Origin of the sequence: Crystallibacter permensis (assembly GCF_025960875.1) — a bacterium.
Lineage (GTDB): Bacteria > Actinomycetota > Actinomycetes > Actinomycetales > Micrococcaceae > Crystallibacter > Crystallibacter permensis.
The window spans coordinates 1-21,231 of the sequence record NZ_JAODLR010000031.1; the positions used below are offsets into that span (position 1 = coordinate 1).

At 65.8% G+C, this 21,231-nt stretch carries 27 protein-coding genes; 19 read left to right on the plus strand and 8 right to left on the minus strand.

All coding sequences use genetic code 11. The annotated features are described in order from the left end of the window. Window positions 1–244 precede the first annotated feature (244 nt). On the minus strand, window positions 245–547 hold the full coding sequence (locus tag B0G38_RS21575; protein ID WP_264671364.1) for a hypothetical protein: 303 nt from the start codon (window positions 545–547) through the stop codon (window positions 245–247). A gap of 88 nt (window positions 548–635) precedes the next feature. Between B0G38_RS21575 and B0G38_RS21580 the strand changes: the two genes are divergently transcribed. Continuing rightward, entirely contained in the window at window positions 636–911 is a 276-nt protein-coding gene (locus B0G38_RS21580; protein ID WP_264671365.1) for a hypothetical protein, read from the plus strand. Between the two features lie 11 nt (window positions 912–922). Here the strand turns inward: B0G38_RS21580 and B0G38_RS21585 are convergent, their stop codons facing one another. Next, complete coding sequence (locus tag B0G38_RS21585) at window positions 923–1,483, minus strand: DUF6328 family protein (RefSeq protein ID WP_264671366.1); 561 nt, start codon at window positions 1,481–1,483, stop codon at window positions 923–925. A 97-nt stretch (window positions 1,484–1,580) separates the two neighbouring features. On the opposite strand from B0G38_RS21585, the gene B0G38_RS21590 reads away from it, so the two are divergent. Beyond that, a complete protein-coding gene (locus B0G38_RS21590) occupies window positions 1,581–2,165 on the plus strand; it encodes a MarR family winged helix-turn-helix transcriptional regulator (RefSeq protein WP_264671367.1) in 585 nt (194 codons plus the stop codon). Window positions 2,166–2,233: 68 nt separating this feature from the next. Here the strand turns inward: B0G38_RS21590 and idi are convergent, their stop codons facing one another. Next, window positions 2,234–2,797, minus strand: a complete 564-nt coding sequence (gene idi, locus B0G38_RS21595; RefSeq protein ID WP_264671368.1) for an isopentenyl-diphosphate Delta-isomerase — start codon at window positions 2,795–2,797, stop codon at window positions 2,234–2,236. Window positions 2,798–2,855: 58 nt separating this feature from the next. On the opposite strand from idi, the gene B0G38_RS21600 reads away from it, so the two are divergent. From B0G38_RS21600 to B0G38_RS21625, 6 genes are all read left to right on the plus strand, one after another. Next, window positions 2,856–3,941, plus strand: coding sequence for a polyprenyl synthetase family protein (locus B0G38_RS21600; RefSeq protein ID WP_264671369.1), 1,086 nt, complete (start codon window positions 2,856–2,858; stop codon window positions 3,939–3,941). Beyond that, window positions 3,938–4,873 carry a phytoene/squalene synthase family protein gene (locus B0G38_RS21605; protein ID WP_264671370.1) on the plus strand — a complete coding sequence of 312 codons (936 nt, stop codon included), beginning with the start codon at window positions 3,938–3,940 and terminating at the stop codon, window positions 4,871–4,873. Before B0G38_RS21600 ends, B0G38_RS21605 begins: the two co-directional genes overlap by 4 nt. 119 nt (window positions 4,874–4,992) lie before the next feature. After that, complete coding sequence (gene crtI, locus B0G38_RS21610; protein WP_264671400.1) at window positions 4,993–6,576, plus strand: phytoene desaturase family protein; 1,584 nt, start codon at window positions 4,993–4,995, stop codon at window positions 6,574–6,576. Continuing rightward, window positions 6,573–6,980, plus strand: a complete 408-nt coding sequence (locus tag B0G38_RS21615; RefSeq protein ID WP_264671371.1) for a lycopene cyclase domain-containing protein — start codon at window positions 6,573–6,575, stop codon at window positions 6,978–6,980. The genes crtI and B0G38_RS21615 overlap by 4 nt, the downstream gene beginning before the upstream one ends. Continuing rightward, on the plus strand, window positions 6,977–7,369 hold the full coding sequence (locus B0G38_RS21620; RefSeq protein ID WP_264671372.1) for a lycopene cyclase domain-containing protein: 393 nt from the start codon (window positions 6,977–6,979) through the stop codon (window positions 7,367–7,369). The genes B0G38_RS21615 and B0G38_RS21620 overlap by 4 nt, the downstream gene beginning before the upstream one ends. Further along, on the plus strand, window positions 7,362–8,243 hold the full coding sequence (locus tag B0G38_RS21625) for a prenyltransferase (protein WP_264671373.1): 882 nt from the start codon (window positions 7,362–7,364) through the stop codon (window positions 8,241–8,243). The genes B0G38_RS21620 and B0G38_RS21625 overlap by 8 nt, the downstream gene beginning before the upstream one ends. Here B0G38_RS21625 and B0G38_RS21630 read toward each other — a convergent pair. From B0G38_RS21630 to B0G38_RS21640, 3 genes are read right to left on the minus strand one after another with little or no spacing between them, the layout of a single operon-like run. Continuing rightward, on the minus strand, window positions 8,186–9,688 hold the full coding sequence (locus tag B0G38_RS21630; protein WP_264671374.1) for an SDR family oxidoreductase: 1,503 nt from the start codon (window positions 9,686–9,688) through the stop codon (window positions 8,186–8,188). The genes B0G38_RS21625 and B0G38_RS21630 overlap by 58 nt on opposite strands. After that, window positions 9,685–10,431: a glycosyltransferase family 2 protein gene (locus B0G38_RS21635; protein ID WP_264671375.1), complete on the minus strand. Its 747-nt coding sequence runs from the start codon at window positions 10,429–10,431 to the stop codon at window positions 9,685–9,687. Before B0G38_RS21635 ends, B0G38_RS21630 begins: the two co-directional genes overlap by 4 nt. Further along, window positions 10,431–11,903 carry a cryptochrome/photolyase family protein gene (locus B0G38_RS21640; protein ID WP_264671376.1) on the minus strand — a complete coding sequence of 491 codons (1,473 nt, stop codon included), beginning with the start codon at window positions 11,901–11,903 and terminating at the stop codon, window positions 10,431–10,433. The genes B0G38_RS21635 and B0G38_RS21640 overlap by 1 nt, the downstream gene beginning before the upstream one ends. A gap of 134 nt (window positions 11,904–12,037) precedes the next feature. Between B0G38_RS21640 and B0G38_RS21645 the strand changes: the two genes are divergently transcribed. Next, a complete protein-coding gene (locus B0G38_RS21645; protein ID WP_264671377.1) occupies window positions 12,038–12,844 on the plus strand; it encodes a tryptophan-rich sensory protein in 807 nt (268 codons plus the stop codon). A 46-nt stretch (window positions 12,845–12,890) separates the two neighbouring features. Here B0G38_RS21645 and B0G38_RS21650 read toward each other — a convergent pair whose 3' ends face one another. After that, the gene (locus B0G38_RS21650) at window positions 12,891–13,052 is read right to left on the minus strand and encodes a hypothetical protein (RefSeq protein ID WP_264671378.1); all 162 of its coding nucleotides are present in this window, start codon (window positions 13,050–13,052) and stop codon (window positions 12,891–12,893) included. A gap of 91 nt (window positions 13,053–13,143) precedes the next feature. On the opposite strand from B0G38_RS21650, the gene B0G38_RS21655 reads away from it, so the two are divergent. The 6 genes from B0G38_RS21655 (at window position 13,144) to B0G38_RS21680 (ending at window position 17,711) form a co-directional block, all read left to right on the plus strand. Next, window positions 13,144–14,445, plus strand: a complete 1,302-nt coding sequence (locus B0G38_RS21655) for a cation:proton antiporter (protein ID WP_264671379.1) — start codon at window positions 13,144–13,146, stop codon at window positions 14,443–14,445. Between the two features lie 210 nt (window positions 14,446–14,655). Then, complete coding sequence (locus tag B0G38_RS21660) at window positions 14,656–15,231, plus strand: Dps family protein (protein WP_264671380.1); 576 nt, start codon at window positions 14,656–14,658, stop codon at window positions 15,229–15,231. Window positions 15,232–15,459: 228 nt separating this feature from the next. Beyond that, a complete protein-coding gene (locus tag B0G38_RS21665; RefSeq protein ID WP_264671381.1) occupies window positions 15,460–15,789 on the plus strand; it encodes an ArsR/SmtB family transcription factor in 330 nt (109 codons plus the stop codon). After that, window positions 15,790–16,428, plus strand: a complete 639-nt coding sequence (locus B0G38_RS21670; RefSeq protein WP_264671382.1) for a cation transporter — start codon at window positions 15,790–15,792, stop codon at window positions 16,426–16,428. It begins immediately after the preceding gene. Window positions 16,429–16,470: 42 nt separating this feature from the next. Continuing rightward, on the plus strand, window positions 16,471–17,139 hold the full coding sequence (locus tag B0G38_RS21675) for a DsbA family protein (protein ID WP_264671383.1): 669 nt from the start codon (window positions 16,471–16,473) through the stop codon (window positions 17,137–17,139). Window positions 17,140–17,411: 272 nt separating this feature from the next. Beyond that, window positions 17,412–17,711 (plus strand): antibiotic biosynthesis monooxygenase family protein, encoded by a 300-nt coding sequence (locus B0G38_RS21680; protein ID WP_264671384.1) that lies wholly within the window; start codon window positions 17,412–17,414, stop codon window positions 17,709–17,711. Here B0G38_RS21680 and B0G38_RS21685 read toward each other — a convergent pair. After that, window positions 17,704–17,985 carry a cupin domain-containing protein gene (locus B0G38_RS21685; protein ID WP_264671385.1) on the minus strand — a complete coding sequence of 94 codons (282 nt, stop codon included), beginning with the start codon at window positions 17,983–17,985 and terminating at the stop codon, window positions 17,704–17,706. The genes B0G38_RS21680 and B0G38_RS21685 overlap by 8 nt on opposite strands. 77 nt (window positions 17,986–18,062) lie before the next feature. Between B0G38_RS21685 and B0G38_RS21690 the strand changes: the two genes are divergently transcribed. From B0G38_RS21690 to B0G38_RS21705, 4 genes are all read left to right on the plus strand, one after another. Then, entirely contained in the window at window positions 18,063–19,133 is a 1,071-nt protein-coding gene (locus tag B0G38_RS21690) for an enoyl-CoA hydratase/isomerase family protein (RefSeq protein WP_264671386.1), read from the plus strand. A gap of 105 nt (window positions 19,134–19,238) precedes the next feature. Next, window positions 19,239–19,472: a hypothetical protein gene (locus B0G38_RS21695; protein ID WP_264671387.1), complete on the plus strand. Its 234-nt coding sequence runs from the start codon at window positions 19,239–19,241 to the stop codon at window positions 19,470–19,472. Between the two features lie 118 nt (window positions 19,473–19,590). After that, complete coding sequence (locus tag B0G38_RS21700) at window positions 19,591–20,052, plus strand: MerR family transcriptional regulator (protein ID WP_264671388.1); 462 nt, start codon at window positions 19,591–19,593, stop codon at window positions 20,050–20,052. A gap of 122 nt (window positions 20,053–20,174) precedes the next feature. Beyond that, window positions 20,175–21,221, plus strand: a complete 1,047-nt coding sequence (locus B0G38_RS21705; RefSeq protein ID WP_264671389.1) for an NAD(P)-dependent alcohol dehydrogenase — start codon at window positions 20,175–20,177, stop codon at window positions 21,219–21,221. Window positions 21,222–21,231: the final 10 nt, after the last annotated feature.

Below are 21,231 nucleotides of genomic sequence, written 5' to 3' on the forward strand. Positions count from 1 at the left end.
GAAGTCCTGGAGGGCGGCGTGCACGGAAGCGAGGAAGCCCGCGGGCTCCTGATGCGCTTCGAACGGTGCGATTGCCATACCTCAACGCTATAGAACACGTCTTCGAATAGCGCGGAAAAAGCGCCAATGTGGAGGACTAGTGGCCTGTGCAGGAAGGAAGCGCGGGTCCGGCCGCCTGTGAAGGCGGCGTGGAGCGGGCCTTGGCCTAGGCGGAAGTTGCATTCAGCCTAGGACCCAGCTTCGGTCAGGCCCGGCGGCGGCCGAACACCAGAGAGGCTACCGCAGTTCCTGCGGCGACCGTGTAGACGGCAGGCCAGGCACCCATCTTCTTCGCCAGCGGGTGGGAGGCGCCAAACGCAGCCAGGTATAGGCCGGTCAAAGCAGCAGCGGTCCCCGTGCCGGCGTCGCGCTTCCACAAAACGAAAGCTGCCGCACCTGCGGCGGCGAGCACGGCGCCGCCGAGCGGACGGTTCTTGGTGGCGCGGGCGGTTTGGAAGCCGCCGATCAATCCCGCGCTCGTGACCAGCGGGGTCAGCAGGGAACTCATGGAATCTCCTTAGTCTGGGGCGATGCCCTCTAGCCTATCTGGAGCATAGACTGCCCCTATCTAACGGAACTTTCCAAAGGACCCGATTATGGGAACCGTCAGGCGCCTGGCCGCAGACCTGAGGCTCACCGACCTCGGCCGCGCCGTGAGTATCGTCGGCTTTAACCACGACGTCCATGCCGGAACGTTGTCCGGCTTCATTGTCCGCCGGACCAGGGATGTTGTGGATATTCATCTGGACGGCATCCCTGAGACGGTTGCCGTGTCTCATGATGCGATAGTCCTGATCCTGGAGCCGGACAGGGAGAAGGGAACCGGACTCGGCGAGGAGCAGGAAGCGGGCACCGGCGTGGAGCAAGGCTAGCGGACGAAGGGTTAGTCGACCGCTTCGCTGTTCTTGCCGGCGTCGTTGTTCTTGTCGCCGTACTGATGCTTCGCGTCCTCGGGGTTCACAGCGCGTTTGAGCAGGGCGGGGATCACCCATAGCAGCGCGAGCATGACCAGCACCACGCCGCCGCCCACGTAGATCGCCACCTGGTCGCCCGCCACGACGTCGAGAATGAAGGCGACGCAGCCGGTGGCCATCAGCCCGATGCCGAGCACTGCGGACTTCACGATGCGGTGGCCGTGCGCCACGGTGGAGTCTTTCACATGCAGGCCGAAAAGCTTGCGGTGGATAGCCACGGGCGTGATGATGACGCAGGTCAACAGGCCGGAAAAAGTCAGCAGCGCAACGTAGAGGCCAACCTGATAAGGCGCCAGGTCCTCGAACCGCGCCTGGAACGGCAGCGTCATGAGGAAGGCGGTGATGATCTGTGCGCCGGTCTGCATAACGCGCAGTTCCTGCAGCAGGTCGTTCCAGTTGCGGTCGAGTTTCTCCTCGAACGTCTCCCGACGGCCCACCGAATCTTCGTAAACCTGATCGTCCGTAGCCATCTCTCAAACTTACCGCCAAAGTACGACGCCGGGAGGGTAAGTTCCAGCGAGGCTTACCATTGGCGTTATGCCAAGTTCTGATTCCGACGGTTCGTCCATGCCTGCAGGTTCCCCAGCCTCCGCCGGGGAGCCAGCCTCCGCCGCGGACGCCGCGAAACCCGTGCAGCCTGTTGCCGAGTTCAAAGCCGGGCAGGTGCCTCCCGGCGCCGACTACCCCGGGCGGGAGCTCATGCTGCTGTTGCAGAGCTTCACCACGGAGACCGACCGCTACATCGATACCATGGGCCGCCGTTACGGCATGCACCGGACGGACCTGAATGCGCTGACTGCGGTGATTGATGCCCAGCGGGAGGGCCGGACGATCACGCCAGGGGTCCTTGGCGCGAAACTGTCACTGAGTTCCGCCGCGACGACGGCGTTGGTGGACCGGCTGGGCAAGGTGGGCCACATGGTCCGCGAACGCAGTGGAACCGACCGCAGGCAGGTGCAGCTGGAAATCACGGAGAGCGCCCGCACCACCGGGGCCGAGATCTTTTCACCCATGGTTGAAGAACTCATCAAGGTGGTTGCGCGGCATTCGGCCGAGGAAGTTGAACTGCTCTCCACGTTCATGGCCGAGCTGCGGGATGCGATGATCCGCGCCCGCGAACAAGCAGCGGGTCAGGAGCGGACGGCAGGTTAGGAGCGGACAGCAGTTCCGGAGCGGAGCGTGGGTCAGGAGCGGACAGCAGTTCCGGAGCGGAGCGTGGGTCAGGAGCGGAACAGCGCCGGTTCGGCAGCAGCAAGCAATGGCAGCTGAAGCACCAGCCAGGGGCTAAAGGCCCAGGGCGCAGCGTCCACGGCCCGGAACAGGGCCGCCGGATCAGTCCAGCGCCACTCGCAAACCTCTGCAGGCGCCGGCTGCGGATCGGTTTCCAAGACGGCTGTGTAGACCGGGCAGATTTCGTTCTCCACCACGCCGGAGGCGTCCAGCGCGCGGTAACGGAAGTCGGGCAGGACCGGTCGCAGCCCGGAAACTGCGACTCCGAGTTCCTGCGGTGCGCGCCGGATGACGGCTTCCGCCGTGGTCTCGCCCGGGGCGGGATGGCCGCAGAAGGAGTTGGTCCACACACCCGGCCAAGTCAGTTTTGACAGGGCCCGCCTGGTCACCAGGATTTGCCCGTCCTGATTGAAGAGGTGGCAGGAGAAAGCCAGGTGCAGTGGCGTGGCCGCGGTATGGACCTTGGCCTTGTCGGCGGTACCGATGGCGGCGCCGTCGTTGTCCACCAGGACAACATTCTCAATGCTCGAGTCGCTGGAGTGGACGCTGTTCATAAAATCAATCCTGCCATGTTTCTCGATTACCGAGAGATAATCATGTTTACTATTCCCTATGACGATCCCGATGGAACGCCAGGCGGCGCCGGCCTCCGGCACTGAACAGCACCACAATCGCACTGAGCGTGTGCTGGAACAGTACTTCGACGCGGCCCGGCGTAAAGCCGGAGCCATGGGAACAGCTTATGGCGAATTGTGGGACGTATTGCGCCGCGGCACCCACGGGGGCAAAAGACTGCGGCCGGAGCTGGTGTTCACCGCCTACAGCGGCCTGGGCGGTACCGACTTTGACGCCGTGACACCGGTGGCAGCGGCCTTCGAGCTGCTGCACACCGGCTTGATCCTGCACGACGACGTGATCGACCGCGACTTCAAGCGCCGCGGCGTGAAGAATCTTGCCGGCGAATTCCGTGATCGCGCTGCCCGTCATGGGTTTCCTGCGGATCATGCCGAACACCGTGGCCAGTCCGCTGCCATCATCGCCGGTGACCTTGCCCTGACCGGAGCCTACCGGCTGATCGCCGGGGCAGAGCTGGCCGGCGAGCTGCGGTTTGAACTGCTGGAAGAACTGGATGCCGCAGTCTTCGCCTCCGCCGGTGGTGAGTTGCTGGACGTGGAGTTTGCCGGCGCGCCGGAGCTGCCCACGCTGCCGGAGGTGATGACGATGTCGCGGCTGAAGACCGCCGTGTACTCGTTCGAAGCGCCGCTGCGCACCGGTGCCATCCTGGCCGGCGCTGACCTGCTGGCCGTGGAGACCATCGGCACGGTGGGCCGGTTCATGGGGACGGCTTATCAGCTCGTGGACGATCTGCTGGGTACCTTCGGCGACGAATCCCTCACGGGCAAGACGACGGTGGGTGATCTCGCTGAGGCCAAGTCCACGCCCCTGATGGTCTACGCCCGGAACACGCCCGAGTGGCCCCGGATTGCTGCCGCGCAGGACCGGGGGATCCGGAGTCCTGAACAGGCGGATGAGGTCCGCAGACTGTTGGAGAGCTGCGGTGCCCGTGCCTACGTCGAAGACCTGACGGAGTGCTACACCGCCCGGGCCCGTGCCGCCCTGGAAGATTCACACTTGCCGCCGCAGCTGCTTATCAAGCTCGACGGCGTCCTCAACCGTGCCGTCCAAAGGAGACGATGATGGATAACCAGGCGCAGGCAGGACTGTACGCTTCCGTTGCCCAGGAGGCCGCCGCCGTCGTTATCCGGCGCTATTCCACCTCATTCTCGCTGGCGACGCGGCTGCTGGAAAGGCCCGTACGCCGCCATGTGGAAAACATCTACGCGCTGGTCCGGATCGCCGATGAGTGCGTCGACGGGGCCTGCGCGGGATCCGGGTCCGCGCCGGAAGCAGTACGCAGCTGCCTGGACAAGCTCGAGCAGGAAACCTTGGACGCGGTGGCCGTTTGCTACAGCTCCAACCTGGTGGTCCACGCCTTCTCGATCACTGCGCGCGAAGTGGGAATCGGGGCGGAGCTGATCCGCCCGTTCTTTGCCTCCATGCGCGCGGATCTGGAGCAGACCGGGCACACCCGCGACAGCTTCGAAGCGTATATCTACGGCTCGGCCGAGGTAGTGGGACTGATGTGCGTGCGCGCCTTCCTGCTCGGCCGCCCCGTTGATGCCGAGCATTTGGCAAGGCTCGACGGCGGTGCCCGCCGCTTGGGTGCCGCGTTCCAGAAGGTGAATTTCCTGCGCGATCTCTCCGACGATTACCAGGACCTGGGGCGCAGCTACTTCCCCGGTGTCACGGTCGGCGAATTCAGCGACGCCCAGAAGGATGCCTTGCTGGCCGACATCGAAGCGGACCTGGCAGCTGCCGCAGCGGTCATTCCTCAGCTGCCCGCGGGCAGTCGGACTGCCGTCGCCGCCGTGCACGCATTGTTCGCAGAGTTGGCCAGGCGGCTGCGCGCCGTCCCGGCCCGGGAACTGCTGGCGCGGCGCGTGCGCGTGCCGGACGCGGTCAAGCTGCGGCTGGTGGCGTCCGCCTGGTACTCACAGCAAGGACGCTCCGGCGCTTGGAAGCTGCGGCCGGTGCCAGTGCTAGCCGCGCTGCACAGGAGCAGCCGGTGAGCGGCGGGCAACGGAAGCCGCCCGGAGTATGGAAGCAGCTAGGGGCGCGGAGCCAGCCGGAAAGCCTCGGACGCCGGAAACAGGCAGGACGGGAAGTACCTGAAGGCAGCAGGATCACCGTGATCGGCGCCGGACTCGCAGGTTTGGCCTCGGCGGCGTTGCTGGCCCGCGACGGATACCGGGTCACCGTCCTCGAGAAACAGCCCGACGTGGGCGGCAGGGCCGGCACGTGGGAACAGGACGGTTTCCGGTTCGACACCGGGCCCTCCTGGTACCTGATGCCGGAAGTTTTCGACCACTTCTTCAAGCTGCTCGGCACCTCGTCCGCGGAACGGCTGGACCTGAGCGTGCTGGACCCCGGCTACCGGGTGTTTTTCGAAGGTCGCGACCAGCCGGTGGACATGCGGCAGGACCGCGGCCTGAACGAGAAGACGTTCGAACAGCTCGAGCCGGGAGCGGGCAGCAAGCTCGGCGGCTACCTGGACTCCGCCCAAGAGACCTACGAGCTGGCGAAAAAGTACTTCCTCTACACATCCTTCGCCTCCTTCAGGCCGCTGCTGACCCGCGAAGTCCTGCGCGGCGGGCCGAAGCTGGCCCGGCTGCTGCTGGAACCGCTGGATTCCTTCGCCGGCCGGTATGTGCAGGACGAGCGGCTTCGCCAGATCCTGGGCTATCCCGCGGTGTTCCTCGGGTCGGCGCCGAAGCTGACGCCCAGCATGTACCACCTGATGAGCCACCTGGACCTGGACGACGGAGTGCTCTACCCGCAGGGTGGCTTCGGCCGCATCATCGAAGCGGTCCGTGAGCTGGCCGAAGGCGCGGGCGCCAGCATCCTGACGGGCGCGGAGGTGACGGACATCCTGACTGAAAGCCGTCCGGGCGGAAAGCCACGGGCCTTCGGGATCCGCTATCGGGATCAGCACGGCGCAACCCACACCTTGGCGACCGACGCCGTGGTTTCCGCAGCGGACCTGCACCACACTGAAACACAACTCCTGCCCCGCGCCCTGCAGACCTACCCGGAACAGTATTGGCGCCGACGCGTCGCGGGCCCCGGGGCCGTACTGGTCATGCTCGGCGTGGAAGGGAAGCTGCCGCAGCTCGAACACCACTCGCTGCTCTTTACCAAGGACTGGGACACCAACTTCGGTGCGATCTTCGGCAAGCAGACGAGGGTGCCGGATCCGGCGTCGATCTACGTCTGCAAGCCCAGTGCCACCGACCCGGGGGTTGCGCCCGAGGGACACGAAAACCTGTTTATCCTGGTGCCGGTGCCACCTGACCCAAGCCTCGGGGCCGGCGGGATCAACGGCGCGGGCGATGAACGGATCGAGGCCATCGCGGACGCCGTCATCGAGCAGCTCTCCGCTTGGGCCGGAATCGACGATCTCGCCGGACGAATCCGCCTTCGCCGCACGGTGGGCCCGGCGGATTTCGCAGCCGACTACAACTCCTGGCGCGGCGGCGTGCTGGGCCCGGCGCATGTGCTCAAGCAAAGCGCCTTCCTGCGCGGACGGAACAAGAGCCGCAAGGTGGGCGGCCTCTACTATGCGGGCGGGACCACCATCCCCGGCATCGGGCTGCCCATGTGCCTGATCAGCGCCGAAATCCTGCTCAAGCGCATCCGCGGCGATATTACGACGACGGCGCTGGCCGAACCGCTGCTGACTTCCGTTAGCCCGGGGTCGGGAGTCGTGAGTTGACCGGTTTTATCTATCTGGGCGCGCTGCTGTTCTCGCTGGCCGGCATGGTCATTTTGGACTGGCGGCTGAAATTGTTCGTGCGGATTGCCCCGCTGCGGGCTGCCCTGGTGCTGCTGGCCGGGCTCGTGTTTTTCCTGGCGTGGGATCTCAGCGGCATTGCGCTGGGCATCTTCTACCGGGGACAAACGCAGATCATGTCCGGCATTCTGCTGGCGCCCGAACTGCCGCTGGAGGAAGGATTCTTCCTGCTGTTCCTGTGCTACCTGACCATGAATCTGTTCCTGCTGTTCAGCCGGAGACTCCGGACCGGCTCGTTCCTGCCGGCGGGACAAGCGGTCCGGCGTGGGGAATCCCATGGGGAAACCAATGGGGAAACGCGTGGCGAAAAGGCAGGCTCCCGATGACGTACCTGCTGCTCAACCTCGGCTTCCTTGCTCTCGCCGCGGCGGTGGCTCTCGTGGCGGCGCTGGTCCGCCGCCGGCGAGTAGGGGAAAGCCGGCAGGCGAACCAGCCCGCGGCGAACCAGCACGGGGTGGGCCAGCGTCCGGTTCACCGGCCGCGGAAGGTGGTTGCCGCCGTCGTACTTAGTTTTCTGGCGTTGTGCGTGCTGACCGCGGTGTTCGACAACCTGATGATCGCTGCCGGGTTGTTCAAGTACAGTCCGGAGCATACGTCCGGCTGGCGGATCGGGCTCGCGCCGCTGGAGGACTTTGCCTATGTGCTGGCCGCGGCCGTGCTGCTGCCCGCGGTGTGGAGTCTGCTGCCGGCGGGGAAGAGATCGCGCGATGAATGACCTCAAGCCGGCCTCCGTGCTGCGCAACCTGTTTGTGTCCTCGCGGCCGGTCTCCTGGGTCAACACGGCTTACCCGTTCGCCGCGGCCTACCTGCTCACCGCCCAGACGCTGGAGCTGCCGCTGGTGCTGGGCACGCTGTTCTTCCTGATCCCGTACAACCTGATGATGTACGGCATCAACGACGTTTTCGATTACGAGTCCGACGTGCTTAATCCGCGCAAGGGCGGGGCCGAGGGAGCGGTGCTGGATAAGTCCCTGCACCGGATCACGCTGCGTGCGGCCTTGCTGCTGCCGCTGCCGTTCGTGCTGTACCTGCTGGCGGTGGGGACGTGGCTGTCCGCGCTGGTGCTGGCGCTGAGCCTGTTCGCCGTGGTGGCCTACAGCGCGCCCGGGCTGCGGTTCAAGGAGCGCCCGTTCGTGGACTCGATGACCTCCAGCTTCCACTTTGTCAGTCCTGCGCTGTTCGGGCTGGTGCTGGCGAGGGCCGAGTTTACCGGCGGACTCTGGGCGCTGCTGGGCGCGTTCTTCCTGTGGGGGATGGCGAGCCAGGCTTTCGGCGCTGTGCAGGACATCATCGCGGACCGGCAGGGCGGCGTCGGCTCCGTGGGCACAGTGCTCGGGGCCGCGGCGACGGTCAAGTACGCGCTCGCCGCCTACGCGCTGGCCGGCCTGCTGATGCTCTTCACCGGCTGGCCGGGCATGCTCGGGGCGCTGCTGGCCGTGCCGTACCTGGCCAACATCTGGCCGTTCAGATCGCTGCCGGACAACGACGCCGAACGCAGCAACGCCGGCTGGAAGCGCTTCCTCTGGCTGAACTACGTGACCGGATTCCTGGTGACCATGCTGCTGCTCTGGTACGCCGCCGCCCGCTGAATGATCTTGCGCGCCATGGACGGAAAGATCAGCCCGTGGAACGGAAGCACCAGCCACCAGTAAAGCTTGCCGGACAGGCCGCGCGGGAAATAGATGGCGCGCTGGAGGTAGGTGGTTCCTGCGCCGTCGGCCAGCGCGGAGAGTTCCAGCCAGGCCTCGCCCGGCACCCGCATCTCGGCGCGCAGCCGCAGCACCTTGCCCGCGGGCGACTCCTCAATGGCTTCCACCCGCCACCAGTCCACGGCGTCGCCCACCACCAGCCGGTCGGCATGCCGCCGTCCACGGTTGTGTCCGGCGCCGCCCACCAATTTGTCCAGCACCCCGCGGATCGCCCAGGCCGCCGGCCAGGAGTACCAGCCATTGGCCCCACCGATGCCCTCGATCACCCGCCACACGTGCTCCGGCGGCACGTCGGTGCTGCGCGTGCGCTCGTCCACGAAAACCGTCTGCCCGGCCCACTCGGGATCGCTGGGCAGCGGGTCCGAGGGCGGGGCCTGCGAGGCGTTGGTCCAGCTGGTCTCCACCTCCCCGCTGGCCATCTTGCCCAGCGCCAGCTGAACGGCCGAGCGGTAGCCGGTCAGTCCGCCGTCGGGCTTTGGAATGTAGTTGTCGATGTCGTGCTCGGCGGCTACGGCGTCGTGCTGGAGGGATTCCACCAGCGGCACGGCCATGGAGTGCGGGATCGGCGTGGTCAGCGCCACCCACCAGCCGGCCAGTTTCGGCGCCGGGATGGGCAGCGAATAGACCCGCCGCCGCGCCAGCCCCGCCTGGTGCGCGTAGCCGTACATGATGCCCGCGTACGTCAGCACCTCGCGCGACCCGATGTCGAAGGTGCGGTTCAGCCCCGCGGGCAGCTGCGGCGCGTGGACAAGGTAGTGCAGCACGTCGCGGATGGCGATCGGCTCGATCTTCCGCCGCACCCAGCTCGGTGCCGGCATGACGGGCAGGTTCTCCGTGAGATGGCGGATCATCTCGAAGGACGCGGAGCCGGAACCAATAACGACGCCCGCCTGGAACACCACCGCGGGCACGTCGCCTTCCAGCAGCACACGTCCGACGGCGGTGCGCGAGCGCATGTGCCGGGAAAGCTCCACGCCCTCCGGATGCAGCCCGCCCAGGTAAACGATCCGCTCGACCTTGGCGCGCGCAGCCGCCTCGGCAACCGTCCGGGCCATCTCGAGTTCCTGGCGCTCGAAGCCCTCGCCGGAGCCCATCGAATGGACCAGATAGAAGAAGGTCTGCACGCCGTCGCATGCCCGCGCCACGGTAGCCGCATCGCCGAGGTCGCCTTCGACGATTTCCACCTGGTCATGCCACGGGACCGCCTTGAGCTTTGCAGGGGAGCGCACCAGCACGCGGACTTGGTAGCCGGCGTCGAGCAGCCGCGGGACCAGCCGTCCGCCGATATAGCCGGTGGCGCCGGTAACCAGCACGCGTTGTTTCATGCGGAGCGTCTCCTTCGTGTTGCGGTCAGCCGTGCCCGCCAACGCTGAGCCGGCGGTTGATTTGCCCAGTGTACGGACAGGGTATACAGCGCCCGCCGAAACCGCAGCCTGAGGCTGGAAGCGCTGGCGATGGCCCGCGGGGACATCCCGGACGTCAGCTGCCGGTCAAAGCGGATCCTTCGCAGCGGCCCAAGGTGGAAGCTCAGGCACAGATCGTCGTGGAGCTCACGGTCCTGCCGGTGGACCTGGTCCCTGATTTCCAGCCAGCACTGCCTGCGCAACGCCATGTTGGAACCGAACAGCGGCCAATGGCCCAGTGCCGCACCGGTGGCCAGGTAGTAGGAGCGCAGATAAAGAAAGGAGAGTACGACGGCGGCGGGGCGGGGGAGCGCGAAGGTTCCGTTTCCGGTCAGCGCGGCCAATTCAGGCTCATCGGCGAACGCCGCCTCAATGCGCCGGAGCCAGTCCGCCGGGAGGACCGAGTCGGCATCGCACCGGGCGATGATGTCACCGGTGGCCGCATCGTAGCCGGCCGACGCTGCTGCCGGGATGCCCGGTGTCGGCTCCACGATGACCCGGGCGCCGAAACGCGCGGCGACCTGGGCGCTGTTGTCGGTGCAGCCGTTGTCGACCACGATGACCTCGTCCGGCGGGTCCAGTTGGCCGGCAAGGGAACGCAGGCACGCCTCAAGCGGCCCGGCGTCATTGAGGCAGGGGATCACTACCGAGACACTGGAGCCCATCAGCCGGCCTTGTCCCGGCGCAGGGCCTGGTATGCCTCGAGCGCCGCCTGCCGGGATTCCTTCACGTCCACGATCGGCTCCGGGTAGTCCGGGCCGGCGTATTCCGGCACCCAGCGGGCGACGTAGCGGGCGTCCGGATCGAACTTGGCCTGCTGGGTCAGTGGGTTGAAAATCCGGAAGAACGGTGCCGCGTCCGCGCCCGAGCCAGCCACCCACTGCCAGCTGGCCGGGTTGTTCGCCGGGTCGGCGTCCACCAGTGTGTCCCAGAACCACTGCTCGCCGACCCGCCAGTCGATGCCCAGGTTCTTAACGAGGAAGCTGGCCGAGACCATCCGGACCCGGTTGTGCATCCAGCCGGTGGTCCACAGCTCGCGCTGGCCGGCGTCCACGAGCGGCACCCCGGTCCTACCGCGCTGCCAGGCGCGGACCCGTGCGGCGGGTGAGGCACCGCCGTCGTTGTTCCGGGCTCCAGGCGAGGCTCCGCCGTCTTTATTCAAGGCGGCAGGCGAGGCTCCGCCGCCGTCGTTGTTCCGCTTGCGCTGCCCGGGCCGCTGCCAGGGGAAGGCGTCGAATTCCGGACGCAGGTTCCGCTCCGCCAGCAGCGGCTGGTGGTAGAGCTGGTGCCAGCAGAACTCCCGCCAGCCCAGCTCACCGAGGTAGGTGCGGACGGCCTCGCCGTTGGTTGCGGTGCGGCGGGCGGCGACCGCGTGCCAAATCTGGAACGGGCTGAGGTGGCCCCAGCGCAGGTAGGGGGAGAGCCGGCTGGTGCCGTGGGCAGCGGGGCGGTCGCGGCCCTGCGGGTAGGCCGCCAGCGCTTCGTCGATGAACTCCTCCAGCAGTTCGTGTCCCGTCGCCGCTCCCGGGGTCCAGGTTTCGCGCAGGCCGTCCGCCCAGTCGGGCCGCCGGGGCAGCAGCTCCCAGCTGTCGAGGTCCTCGGACTCCGGCAGGCGACCGCGGAAGCGCTGCCCCGGATCCGGCGCACAGAGCGGCTTGCGGAAGTCCAGCTCGGCAACCGTCTTCCAGAACGGCGTGAACACCTTGTATGGGTTGCCTTGGCCGGTGCGGATCTGCCACGGCTCGTGCAGCAGCGAGGCTTGGAAGCTCTCCGCGTGGAGGCCTGCCTCAACGGACTCCTCCTTGATCTCCGCGTCGACCTGGCGCTCGGGGCCGCCGTAGCGCCGGTTCCAGTAGACGGCTCCGGCGTCCAGTGCCTCCGCGACTTCGCCGACGATCCCGGCAGCCGGTCCCCGGCGCAGCAGCAGGGGAATGCCGAGCCCGTCCAGCTCGCGGCATAGGTCTTCCAGCGCGTGGTGCAGCCACCAGCGAGCCGCGCCGCCGAGCGGGCGGATGCCTGGGCTCTCCTCGTCCAGCACATACAGCGCCACCGCCGGCGCGTCCGCCACGGCAGCCAGCAGTGCCGGATTGTCCCGAACGCGCAGATCGTCGCGGAACCAGACCAACGACGTCGTCATGGAAAGTCCCTTCCGGAGACCCGTCCCGGCAGAGCCGCGGGACGGGAAGAACAGTGCACTTATCTCTCGATCATCGAAATTGTTATGATCGAGTCAAGCACACGGGGGAGTAAGCTGCCAAGCGAGGAGAAGCCATGGAAACGACAACACGGGGCCAAGCAGGTCCGGCCATTCCGGTGCTGGTACTGATCAGCGGGATTGTCGCGATCATCGGCGCCTTTCTGGGCAGCGGCGCGATTGTCGGCACGCCCATTCAGGACGCCGCCGGAGGGTGGCTCTCGGCCGATTCCACGCCGTTGGCGCCGGCTTCCCCGGCCTTCCGGATCTGGTCCGTGATCTATCTGGGCCTGTTCGCCTATTCCATCTGGCAACTGCTGCCGGCCCAGCGCCGCTCAGACCGCCACCGCGTGCTGCGACCATGGGCCGCCGCCGCGATGCTGCTGAATGCGGCGTGGATCTGGGTGGTGCAGGCCGGATGGCTGGCGGCGAGCCTGTTGGTGATCGTGGTCCTGCTGGCGGTCCTGATCCGCATTCTGTTCATCCTGATGCGCAGCAGGGCGGAGAATGCTGCGGACACAATCATTACCGACGGCACCTTTGGCCTCTATCTGGGCTGGGTCACCGTCGCGACGATAGCGAACACTTCGGCGGTGCTCGGCGCGGCTGGCTTCTCCGGCTTCGGTCTGTCCGTACCTTTGCTGGCTTCCGTTGTCCTCGCGGTAGCTGCGGTTATCGGTATCGCGCAGGCTTGGCGGACCGGCGGCAGGATTGCCCCGGCACTTGCCCTCGCCTGGGGCCTGGCCTGGATCGCCGTCGGCAGGGTGGACGGGGGATTGGAATCCACCGGCACGGCCATCGCCGCCGCGATCTGCTCGGCCGCAGTACTGCTGGCCGCCGTCGTGCTTTGGCTAAAGTTCCGGCGCGCGGAGCGAACGGCCTGAGAATCCGCCAGCATTCCGACGGGGAGGACTAGTCCGGTAGGCCAGTTCAGACGCCCGGATCCTTGGCGGCCTCAGTGTCCTGGATGCGGCGGGAAACGGATTCCAGCTCTTCGCTCAGCGCGGCAAGCTGTTGGGTGGAATTCTCGACGGCGAGCCGGCGCACCAGTTCTTCCTGGCGGGAGCGGAGGTGGGCAATTGAATCGGTCATCTCCCCAGTATGGCTGACCGCCCACACCAAGCGCTAAGCTTGCTGACTAGTTCCGGACAGTTGGCCGGGCGAGGCAGAAAGAAGCCCAACCGTGTTCGAAGCCCCCAGCATTCTGTTCTTCGAGGCAGGCCTCGCGGTCTTCGCCGCGGCGATCCTGCCCAAACTCCTGCGCAACATGCCGCTCTCCATGCCGATGGTCTTCCTCGGTGCCGGCATTCTCGCTTTCACCGTGCTCCGGAACCTGCCGGACCCGGACCCGGTCAAGTACGCCGAGTTCACCACGCATCTGACCGAAATCTGCGTCATCATCTCGCTCATGGGAGCCGGGCTGGCGCTGGACCGGCCGTTCCGCTGGCGGGAATGGTCCACTACGTGGCGCATGCTCGGGATCGTCATGCCGCTGTGCATCCTGGTGATGACGCTGCTGGGACTCTGGGTGCTGGGCCTCGGGCTGGCCGGGGCCATCCTTATTGCGGCTGCGCTCGCGCCCACCGATCCGGTGCTGGCCTCCGAGGTGCAGGTGGGGGAGCCTGCCGATGCCGAAACGGACGCCAACGAGGATGAGGTCCGCTTCGGCCTGACCTCGGAAGCGGGCCTCAATGACGGGCTCGCCTTCCCCTTCGTCTATCTGGCCATCGTGATGAGCCTGGTCGGAACGGCTCCGGAAGCCTGGTTCCCGCAATGGTTCGCCGTCGACGTCGTGTGGCGGATCGGCGTCGGCGTGCTGCTCGGGTTCGGCACGGGCAAACTCCTGAGCCGGATCTTCTTCGCGGCCCGGTACAAGAGCCTGCGGCTGTCGGATCATTCCGAGGGTTTCGTGGCGCTGGCTGCCACCTTCCTGGCTTACGGCGTGGCCGAGATGGTGGAGGGCTACGGCTTCATCGCGGTGTTCGTCTGCGCCGTCACCATCCGTTCTGCCGAGCACACCCACGGGTACCACAAGGTGCTGCACAGCTACGTGGAACAGCTCGAACGGTTGATGACGGTGGTCATCCTGGTGCTCCTCGGCGGCGCCATCGCCCGCGGCCTGCTGGCAGGAATCGGCTGGATCGAGGTGCTGGTGGCGCTCGCGTTCCTGCTGCTGGTCCGTCCGCTGGCCGGGTGGCTGGGGCTGATCGGCGGCAGGCCCGGGCCGCGCGAACGCCTTGCCATCGCCTACTTCGGAATCCGCGGGATCGGCTCCCTCTACTACCTTGGGTATGCCCTCAGTCATGGCGAGTTCGACGCCGAAGCGCGCGAGCTGTGGGCCGTCGTCGGGCTGGTGGTGGCGATGTCCATCGTCCTGCACGGCGCCACCACCGCGCCCCTGATGAACCGGCTGGATGCCCTGCGAAAGAAGGAAGCCCTCCGGCAGTTCGGCGATGAAAACCAAGCCCCCAACACCACGGTGTGACAAATAACGACGGCGGCAATCACCTTGCGCGCTCGCGTCGCCTCGCGTCATTCTCGCGCCGCCTCGCGTCTCCTCAACCCCGGAATACTAAGCATGCTGAATTTCGCGCTGAGCTAAGTCAACCGTATTCCGTGGACGGCCAGCGCCGTGGTGGCTAGGTTGGAGGAAGTGGCGTGCCGATACGCGGCGCACCGAGTAAGGAGGTTTTTGATGGCTGCAAAGGACCGATCGAAGGCAGGCTTTACCGTACCGGGACTCCAGCTCGAGGATGGCTACAAGGTGGGCGAAACGCTGCAGATGCGGCTGCACGCCCTGAACGACCTGCAGCTGACCCTCAAGCACGCACACTGGAATGTGGTGGGCCGCGATTTCATCGGTGTCCACGAGATGCTGGACCCGCAGATCGAGCAGGTCCGCGCCATGATCGACGCGGTTGCCGAACGCATGGCCACCCTGGGTGTTTCGCCCAACGGCCTGCCCGGCGCCCTGGTCAACGCCCGTAGCTGGGACGACTACTCCATCAACCGCGCCGGAACCACCGAGCATCTGGCCGCGCTGAACGTCGTCTACAACGGCGTGGTGGAGGATCACCGCAAGGCCATTGAAACGGTAGGCGAGCTCGATCCCATCACGGAGGACATGCTGATCGGCCAGACGGCGGAGCTTGAACTCTTCCAGTGGTTCATGCGCGCCCACCTCGAGAACGCCGGCGGCGAACTCTCCACCGCGGGCACCAAGACGGAGAAGGACGCGGCAGCGAAGAGCAAGGGCTCCAAGTCCAAGTAACGCGCAGAACACTGACCGCAGAACGTTGACGGCAGCACGCTGACCGCAGAACACTGACGGCAGGAGCCAGGCCCGGGGGCCCTCTGGACATTCCGGACGGCCACCGGGCCTTTTGCCTGTCCGCCCCGCAGGCCCTCGGCCAGGATCCAAACAACGACGGCGGCGCCCGCCTTCCGGCGTATAGGTACAGTCAGCGGGTGAATACAGCGTTCGATGTACTATGGCGTTATGGAAACCATCGTTCATTCTTCGGTGTTGTCCCGGTTCGGCTATGCACTGTCGGACCCGACGCGCGCATGGATACTGCTGGCCCTGCATGATGCTCCGACCTATCCGAGCGATCTGGCGGAACTGATCGGCGTCAGCCGACAGAGCCTGTCGAACCACTTGGCGTGCCTGCGCGGCTGCGGACTGGTGGTCTCCGTTCCGGAAGGCCGCCGTGCACGGTACGAACTGGCGGACCCGAAGCTGGGCCATGCACTGACAGACCTGCTCGACGTTGTGCTGGCTGTCGATCCGGCCTGCTGCAACGAAAGCGTTGAGAAAGGCTGCTGCTGAATGGCTGCTCCCGCAAGCAACACCACTGCTCCTTCACCAATCCGCCGCGCCGTCCTTTCGCGCCGGATCAAATTCTTCGTTGCGGCAACGATTACTTACAACATCATCGAAGCGACAGTCGCGCTGACCGCCGGTTCGCTGGCCTCGTCCAGCGCGCTCATCGGCTTCGGCCTGGACTCGCTCATCGAGGTCTCTTCCGCCGCAGCAATCGCCTGGCAGTTCGCCGGCCGCGACCCGGAAGCGCGGGAGAAAAAGGCACTGCGCTTCATCGCGTTCTCGTTCTTCGCCCTGGCCGCCTTCGTGACTGTCGATGCGCTCCGTTCCCTCCTCGGCGGACGCGAAGCCGACCACTCGACCGCGGGCATCGTGCTGGCGGCCGTCAGCCTGGCCATCATGCCCCTGTTGTCCTGGGCCCAGCGCCGGGCAGGACGGGAACTGGGCTCGCGCTCGGCAGTCGCGGACTCCAAGCAAACCCTGCTCTGTACCTACCTCTCGGGGGTGCTGCTCGTCGGCCTGGTGCTGAACAGCACGCTTGGCTGGTCCTGGGCCGACCCGGTGGCAGCGTTGGTCATCGCGGGTGTCGCCCTCAAAGAAGGCCGGGAAGCCTGGAAAGGCGATGCCTGCTGTAGCCACGGCTAGAATCAACCCGAGAAGCTCGCGCAACTTAAAGGAACAACCCTCGTGACAGCCAAGTCCTCCATCAGCCTGCCCAACAAGATCGCCATCGGTATCATCGTCGCCACCGTGGTGGTGGTTATCGGCATCGTGGCCCTCATCAACACGAAGGACACGGCTACTCAGGCAGCCCCGACGGAGGCTACAGAGGTAGTGCGGGCCGACAGCCACCGGTTAGCCGCCGCCGAGGACGAAAAGGCGGTCCTGGTCGAGTTCCTGGACTTCGAATGTGAATCCTGCCTCGCCGCCTACCCGTTCATTGAGGATCTGAGTAACAAATATGAGGGCGAGCTGACCATCGTCAGCCGCTACTTCCCCTTGGCCGGCCATCCGAACTCCATGAACGCGGCCCTTGCCGTTGAAGCAGCCGCCCAGCAGGGCAAATTCGAGGACATGTACCACCGGATGTTCGAAACCCAGGCCGAGTGGTCCCACTCCGCAGAATCCCGTGCAGCCACGTTCCGCGGTTACGCCGAGGACCTCGGCCTCGATCTGGCAGCTTACGACGACGCCGTCGCGGATCCGGCTACGGCCGCCCGCATCGAGCAGGACAAGCAGGACGGCACAGCCCTCGGCGTTTCCGGCACCCCGACCTTCTTCCTCGACGGCAAGCTCATCGAGCCATCCAGCCTTGAAGAATTCGAACAACTCGTGAAAGACGCCATCGCGAGATAGCCCGGCGGCATAACCAAGGCGGTCGTTCTCTGCACCGGAATGTGGACCGGTGCCCGGCTGTCGTTGGGGGATACGGCCGGGCACCGGAGCTTGATCGTTGGCCAAGGGTCATCATCCCCCCCGGTCAAGACAGACAAAGTCTTACCGGCCCGGCTTGTAAAAACCCGAACACTCAAATGGAGGGGTTTTCAATCCCCAAAACACCCCAAAAATGAGGGGTGAACACAAAGGGCTAGGGCTGCGAGCGGGGGCCGGCCTGCAACGATAGGGCAGTGATTACAGAACACGCGCTGCTGCAGGTCCGCCCCGGCCAAGACACGGCTTTCGAAGCGGCTTTCCGGGAAGCATCCGCCATCATTTCCGCCATGCGCGGCTTTGGCAAGCTCTCACTGTCCCGCTGCATCGAGCATGACCGCAAGTACTTGCTGCTGGTCGAATGGGACCGGCTCGAAGACCATACCGAGGGCTTCCGCGGATCCGCCGATTACCAGCAGTGGAAGAAACTGCTGCACCACTTTTACGAGCCGTTCCCCACCGTGGAGCACTACTCCCAGATCGTTACGGCTACTTAGCTTCGATCTCCACGAAGACGAATTCGCCCGGCCCCGGGTTGACCACGTTGTGTTCGCTGCCGGCTGCCCTCGTGTAGGACTGCCCTGCGGTCAGCTGGTTCACGGATTCGCCGTCGTTAGTTTGAAGCTGTAGCTCGCCGGTGGTCATAGGCACGACGACGTAGTCCAGCTCGTGGCGGTGCCAGCCCGTCTCGGTGCCGGGCGGGAACCTCCACTCGGTGACCCGGAACTGCTCGTTGTCGATCTGGACCGTGGCGGTGGCCTTGATGTGCAATCTGTCCTCCAAATTTTCCCGTGCAACTTCCAACCTAGCCGGACTACATCCAACCTATTCCCATTAGGCTGTGGTTGATGGACACCAATGAGATTCTGCTGCAGCGTACCGGACGCCTCGGGCACATCATCCTGAACCGGCCCAAGGCCATCAACGCGCTCAATGACACCATGATCACCGCGATCACGGCCGCGCTGCAGGAGTGGGCAACGGACGACGGCGTCGAAACAGTCCTGCTCTCGGGTGCGGGTGAGCGCGGGCTCTGCGCCGGCGGGGACATCGTCGCGATCTACCGGCACATCCAGGCCGGTGCCGACAAGGAAGTGTTCTGGGAAGACGAGTACCGGATGAACTCGCTGATCTCGCGCTACCCCAAGCCGATCGTCGCGCTGATGGACGGCGTGGTACTCGGCGGCGGCATCGGCCTCTCCGCCCACGCCTCGCACCGCGTGGTGACCGAGCGGACCATGGTTGGCATGCCGGAAACGCGTATTGGTTTCATTCCCGACGTCGGGGGCTGCTTCCTGTACTCGAGGGCGCCGGGCGAGCTGGGCACGCATTTGGCCCTTACGGCCGGAACCGGTGACGGGGCGGACGCGATCCTGCTGGGCCTGGCCGACTACTTCATCGACAGCGCCGACCTGCCCGAGCTGGCCGCAGCGCTCGCCGACACTCCTGCGGAAGAAGCCATCGCGAGGTGCGCGCACAAGGAGGTGCCGCCGTCGGGCCTTGAAAAGGAACGGCTCTGGATCGACGCCTGCTATGCGTATGACGACGCCGAGGAGATCCTCGCCGTGCTGGAGGAATCCGGTGAACCCAACGCCCGGGACGCGGCCGCGGAACTCGCCGCCAAGTCGCCGACCTCCGTGAAGCTCACGCTCGAAGCCCTGCGCCGGGCCCGCAAGATGGAGACGCTTGAGGAAGTGCTGGACCAGGACTACCGCCTGGGCATCCGCCTGCTTGCGGCGCCGGACTTCGCCGAAGGGGTTCGGGCGCAAGTCATCGACAAGGACCGCAACCCCAAGTGGAAGCCGGCCACCCTGGCCGAGGTGGACCGCGCGACGGTGGAGTCCTACTTCGCTGGCCTCGGCGAGGACGAACTCGGACTCGCTTCCGCAAACATGCCGGTCGGTCGAACAAAGGCCTGATCAGCGTTCGACGGTAGCCAGGCGTTCGCCGTCGTTATCAAAACGTGATCTAGTATGGGAGGCGGTCGGGACTCAGTCCGCTGCCGAAGAGGAACGGAGTACCTTTTGTCCAATCGTACCGTACTGACACGTGCAATCGCCGCCACGACCGTCGCCGCCGGAATCGCCGCCCTGGGTGCTACTGCGGCCAATGCGGCCGGCATGAACTACGTGTATTGGGAGCCCACCTACGTCCACTGCGAATGGAAGCAATGGACCGTGCTGAACGAAGAAGGCACCTCGCTCATGCGGGACTGTACCGAATCGAACGGCCAGTGGTACTTCACCACAGTGGAGTAAGCGACAACGCCATCGTCGTCGGCATGCCAGGCCGAGTGATGTGTTCACTCTTAGCCGCCGAGGTGGGCTGGACATAGCCCCTTGTCTTCAAGTACTTGAAGTTCCTATCGTTGATGTAGTGAGCGCACCAATCATCCGGCACACCTACTCGATCAAGGAGGCAGCGGCACTGACCGGGCTGCCGGCCAGCACGCTGCGCTACTACGAATCCATCGGCGTCATCACCCCGATCCGTCGCGGCGCGAGCAGCAAGCACCGCGTCTACACGGACGAAGACCTGGACCTTTTGATCTGGGTGTCGTGCCTAAGCGCGACGGGCATGTCGGTCGCCGACATGCGCCGCTACCTCGCGAACGGAGCCTTAGGGCCGGCCGCTGCCCCGGAGCAGATCGCGTTGTTGAAAGCGCAGCAGGAGCAGTTGGAGGACGAAGCGAGGTCCATCGCCCTGCGCAAACGGTACGTCGCGCTGAAAATCGACTACTGGCAGGCCGTCCACGCCGGTGACGGCGCCAGGGCCGAGAGGCTCTCGGACGAGGCACGCACGCTGGCCGAAGACCTCAAGAAAACCAGGAAACAGTAAACAACATGCCCATCAATTCGCGGACCCAATGGTCCGCCGGTCCGGCGTGCCCAAAGACAGGCTGGAGTACGACCGGCCCACAACAGCGACCAACTGACCAGCCCCCTAGAAGGAGAAAACACATGACCACCATTGCCCACGCTTACGCTGCCCCTTCTGCCACCGAGGACCTCGTTCCCACGACCATCGAACGCCGCGACGCCGGACCGCACGACGTCCTGATTGAGATCAAGTACGCCGGCATCTGCCACTCCGACATCCACACCGTGCGCGGCGAGTGGGGGCCGCAGGCCTACCCGCTGGTTCCCGGCCATGAGATCGCCGGCATCGTCAGCGAGGTCGGAACCGAGGTGACAAAGCACGCCGTCGGCGACCGGGTCGGCGTCGGCTGCATGGTCAACTCCTGCGGCGAGTGCAAGAACTGCAAGGCCGGCGATGAGCAGTACTGCCTCAACGGCATGGTGGGAACCTACGGCGTGACCGACCGCGACGGGACCATCACGCAGGGCGGATACTCCACCCATGTAGTCGTTACCGAGGACTTCGTGCTCCGCATTCCGGACGGCATCGATCTCGACGTCGCCGCCCCGCTGCTCTGCGCGGGCATCACGACCTACTCGCCGCTGAACCGCTGGGGCGCCGGCCCAGGCAAGAAGGTCGCCGTCGTCGGCCTTGGGGGACTCGGCCACATGGCCGTCCAACTCGCCCACGCCATGGGCGCGGAAGTAACTGTCCTCTCGCAGTCCCTCAAGAAGCAGGAAGACGGACTCCGCCTCGGCGCGGACCGCTACTACGCGACGAGCGACGAGACCACCTTCACCGAACTGGCAGGCTACTTCGACCTCATCATCAACACCGTCAGCGCGTCGATCGACGTCAGCGCTTTCCTGGGGCTGCTCACCGTGGACGGTGCCATGGTCAACGTCGGCGCGCCCGCGGAGCCGCTGCCGGTCAACGCCATGGCGCTCATCGGCGGACGCAGGTCGTTCGCCGGCTCCATGATCGGCGGCATCCCCGAAACCCAGGAAATGCTCGACTTCTGCGCCGCACACGGCATCGGGGCCGAGATCGAAATCATCTCCGCCGACAAGATCAACGAAGCCTACGAGCGCGTCCTCTCCTCGGACGTGCGCTACCGCTTTGTCATCGACACCGCCACCCTCGTATAACGCAGCGGCC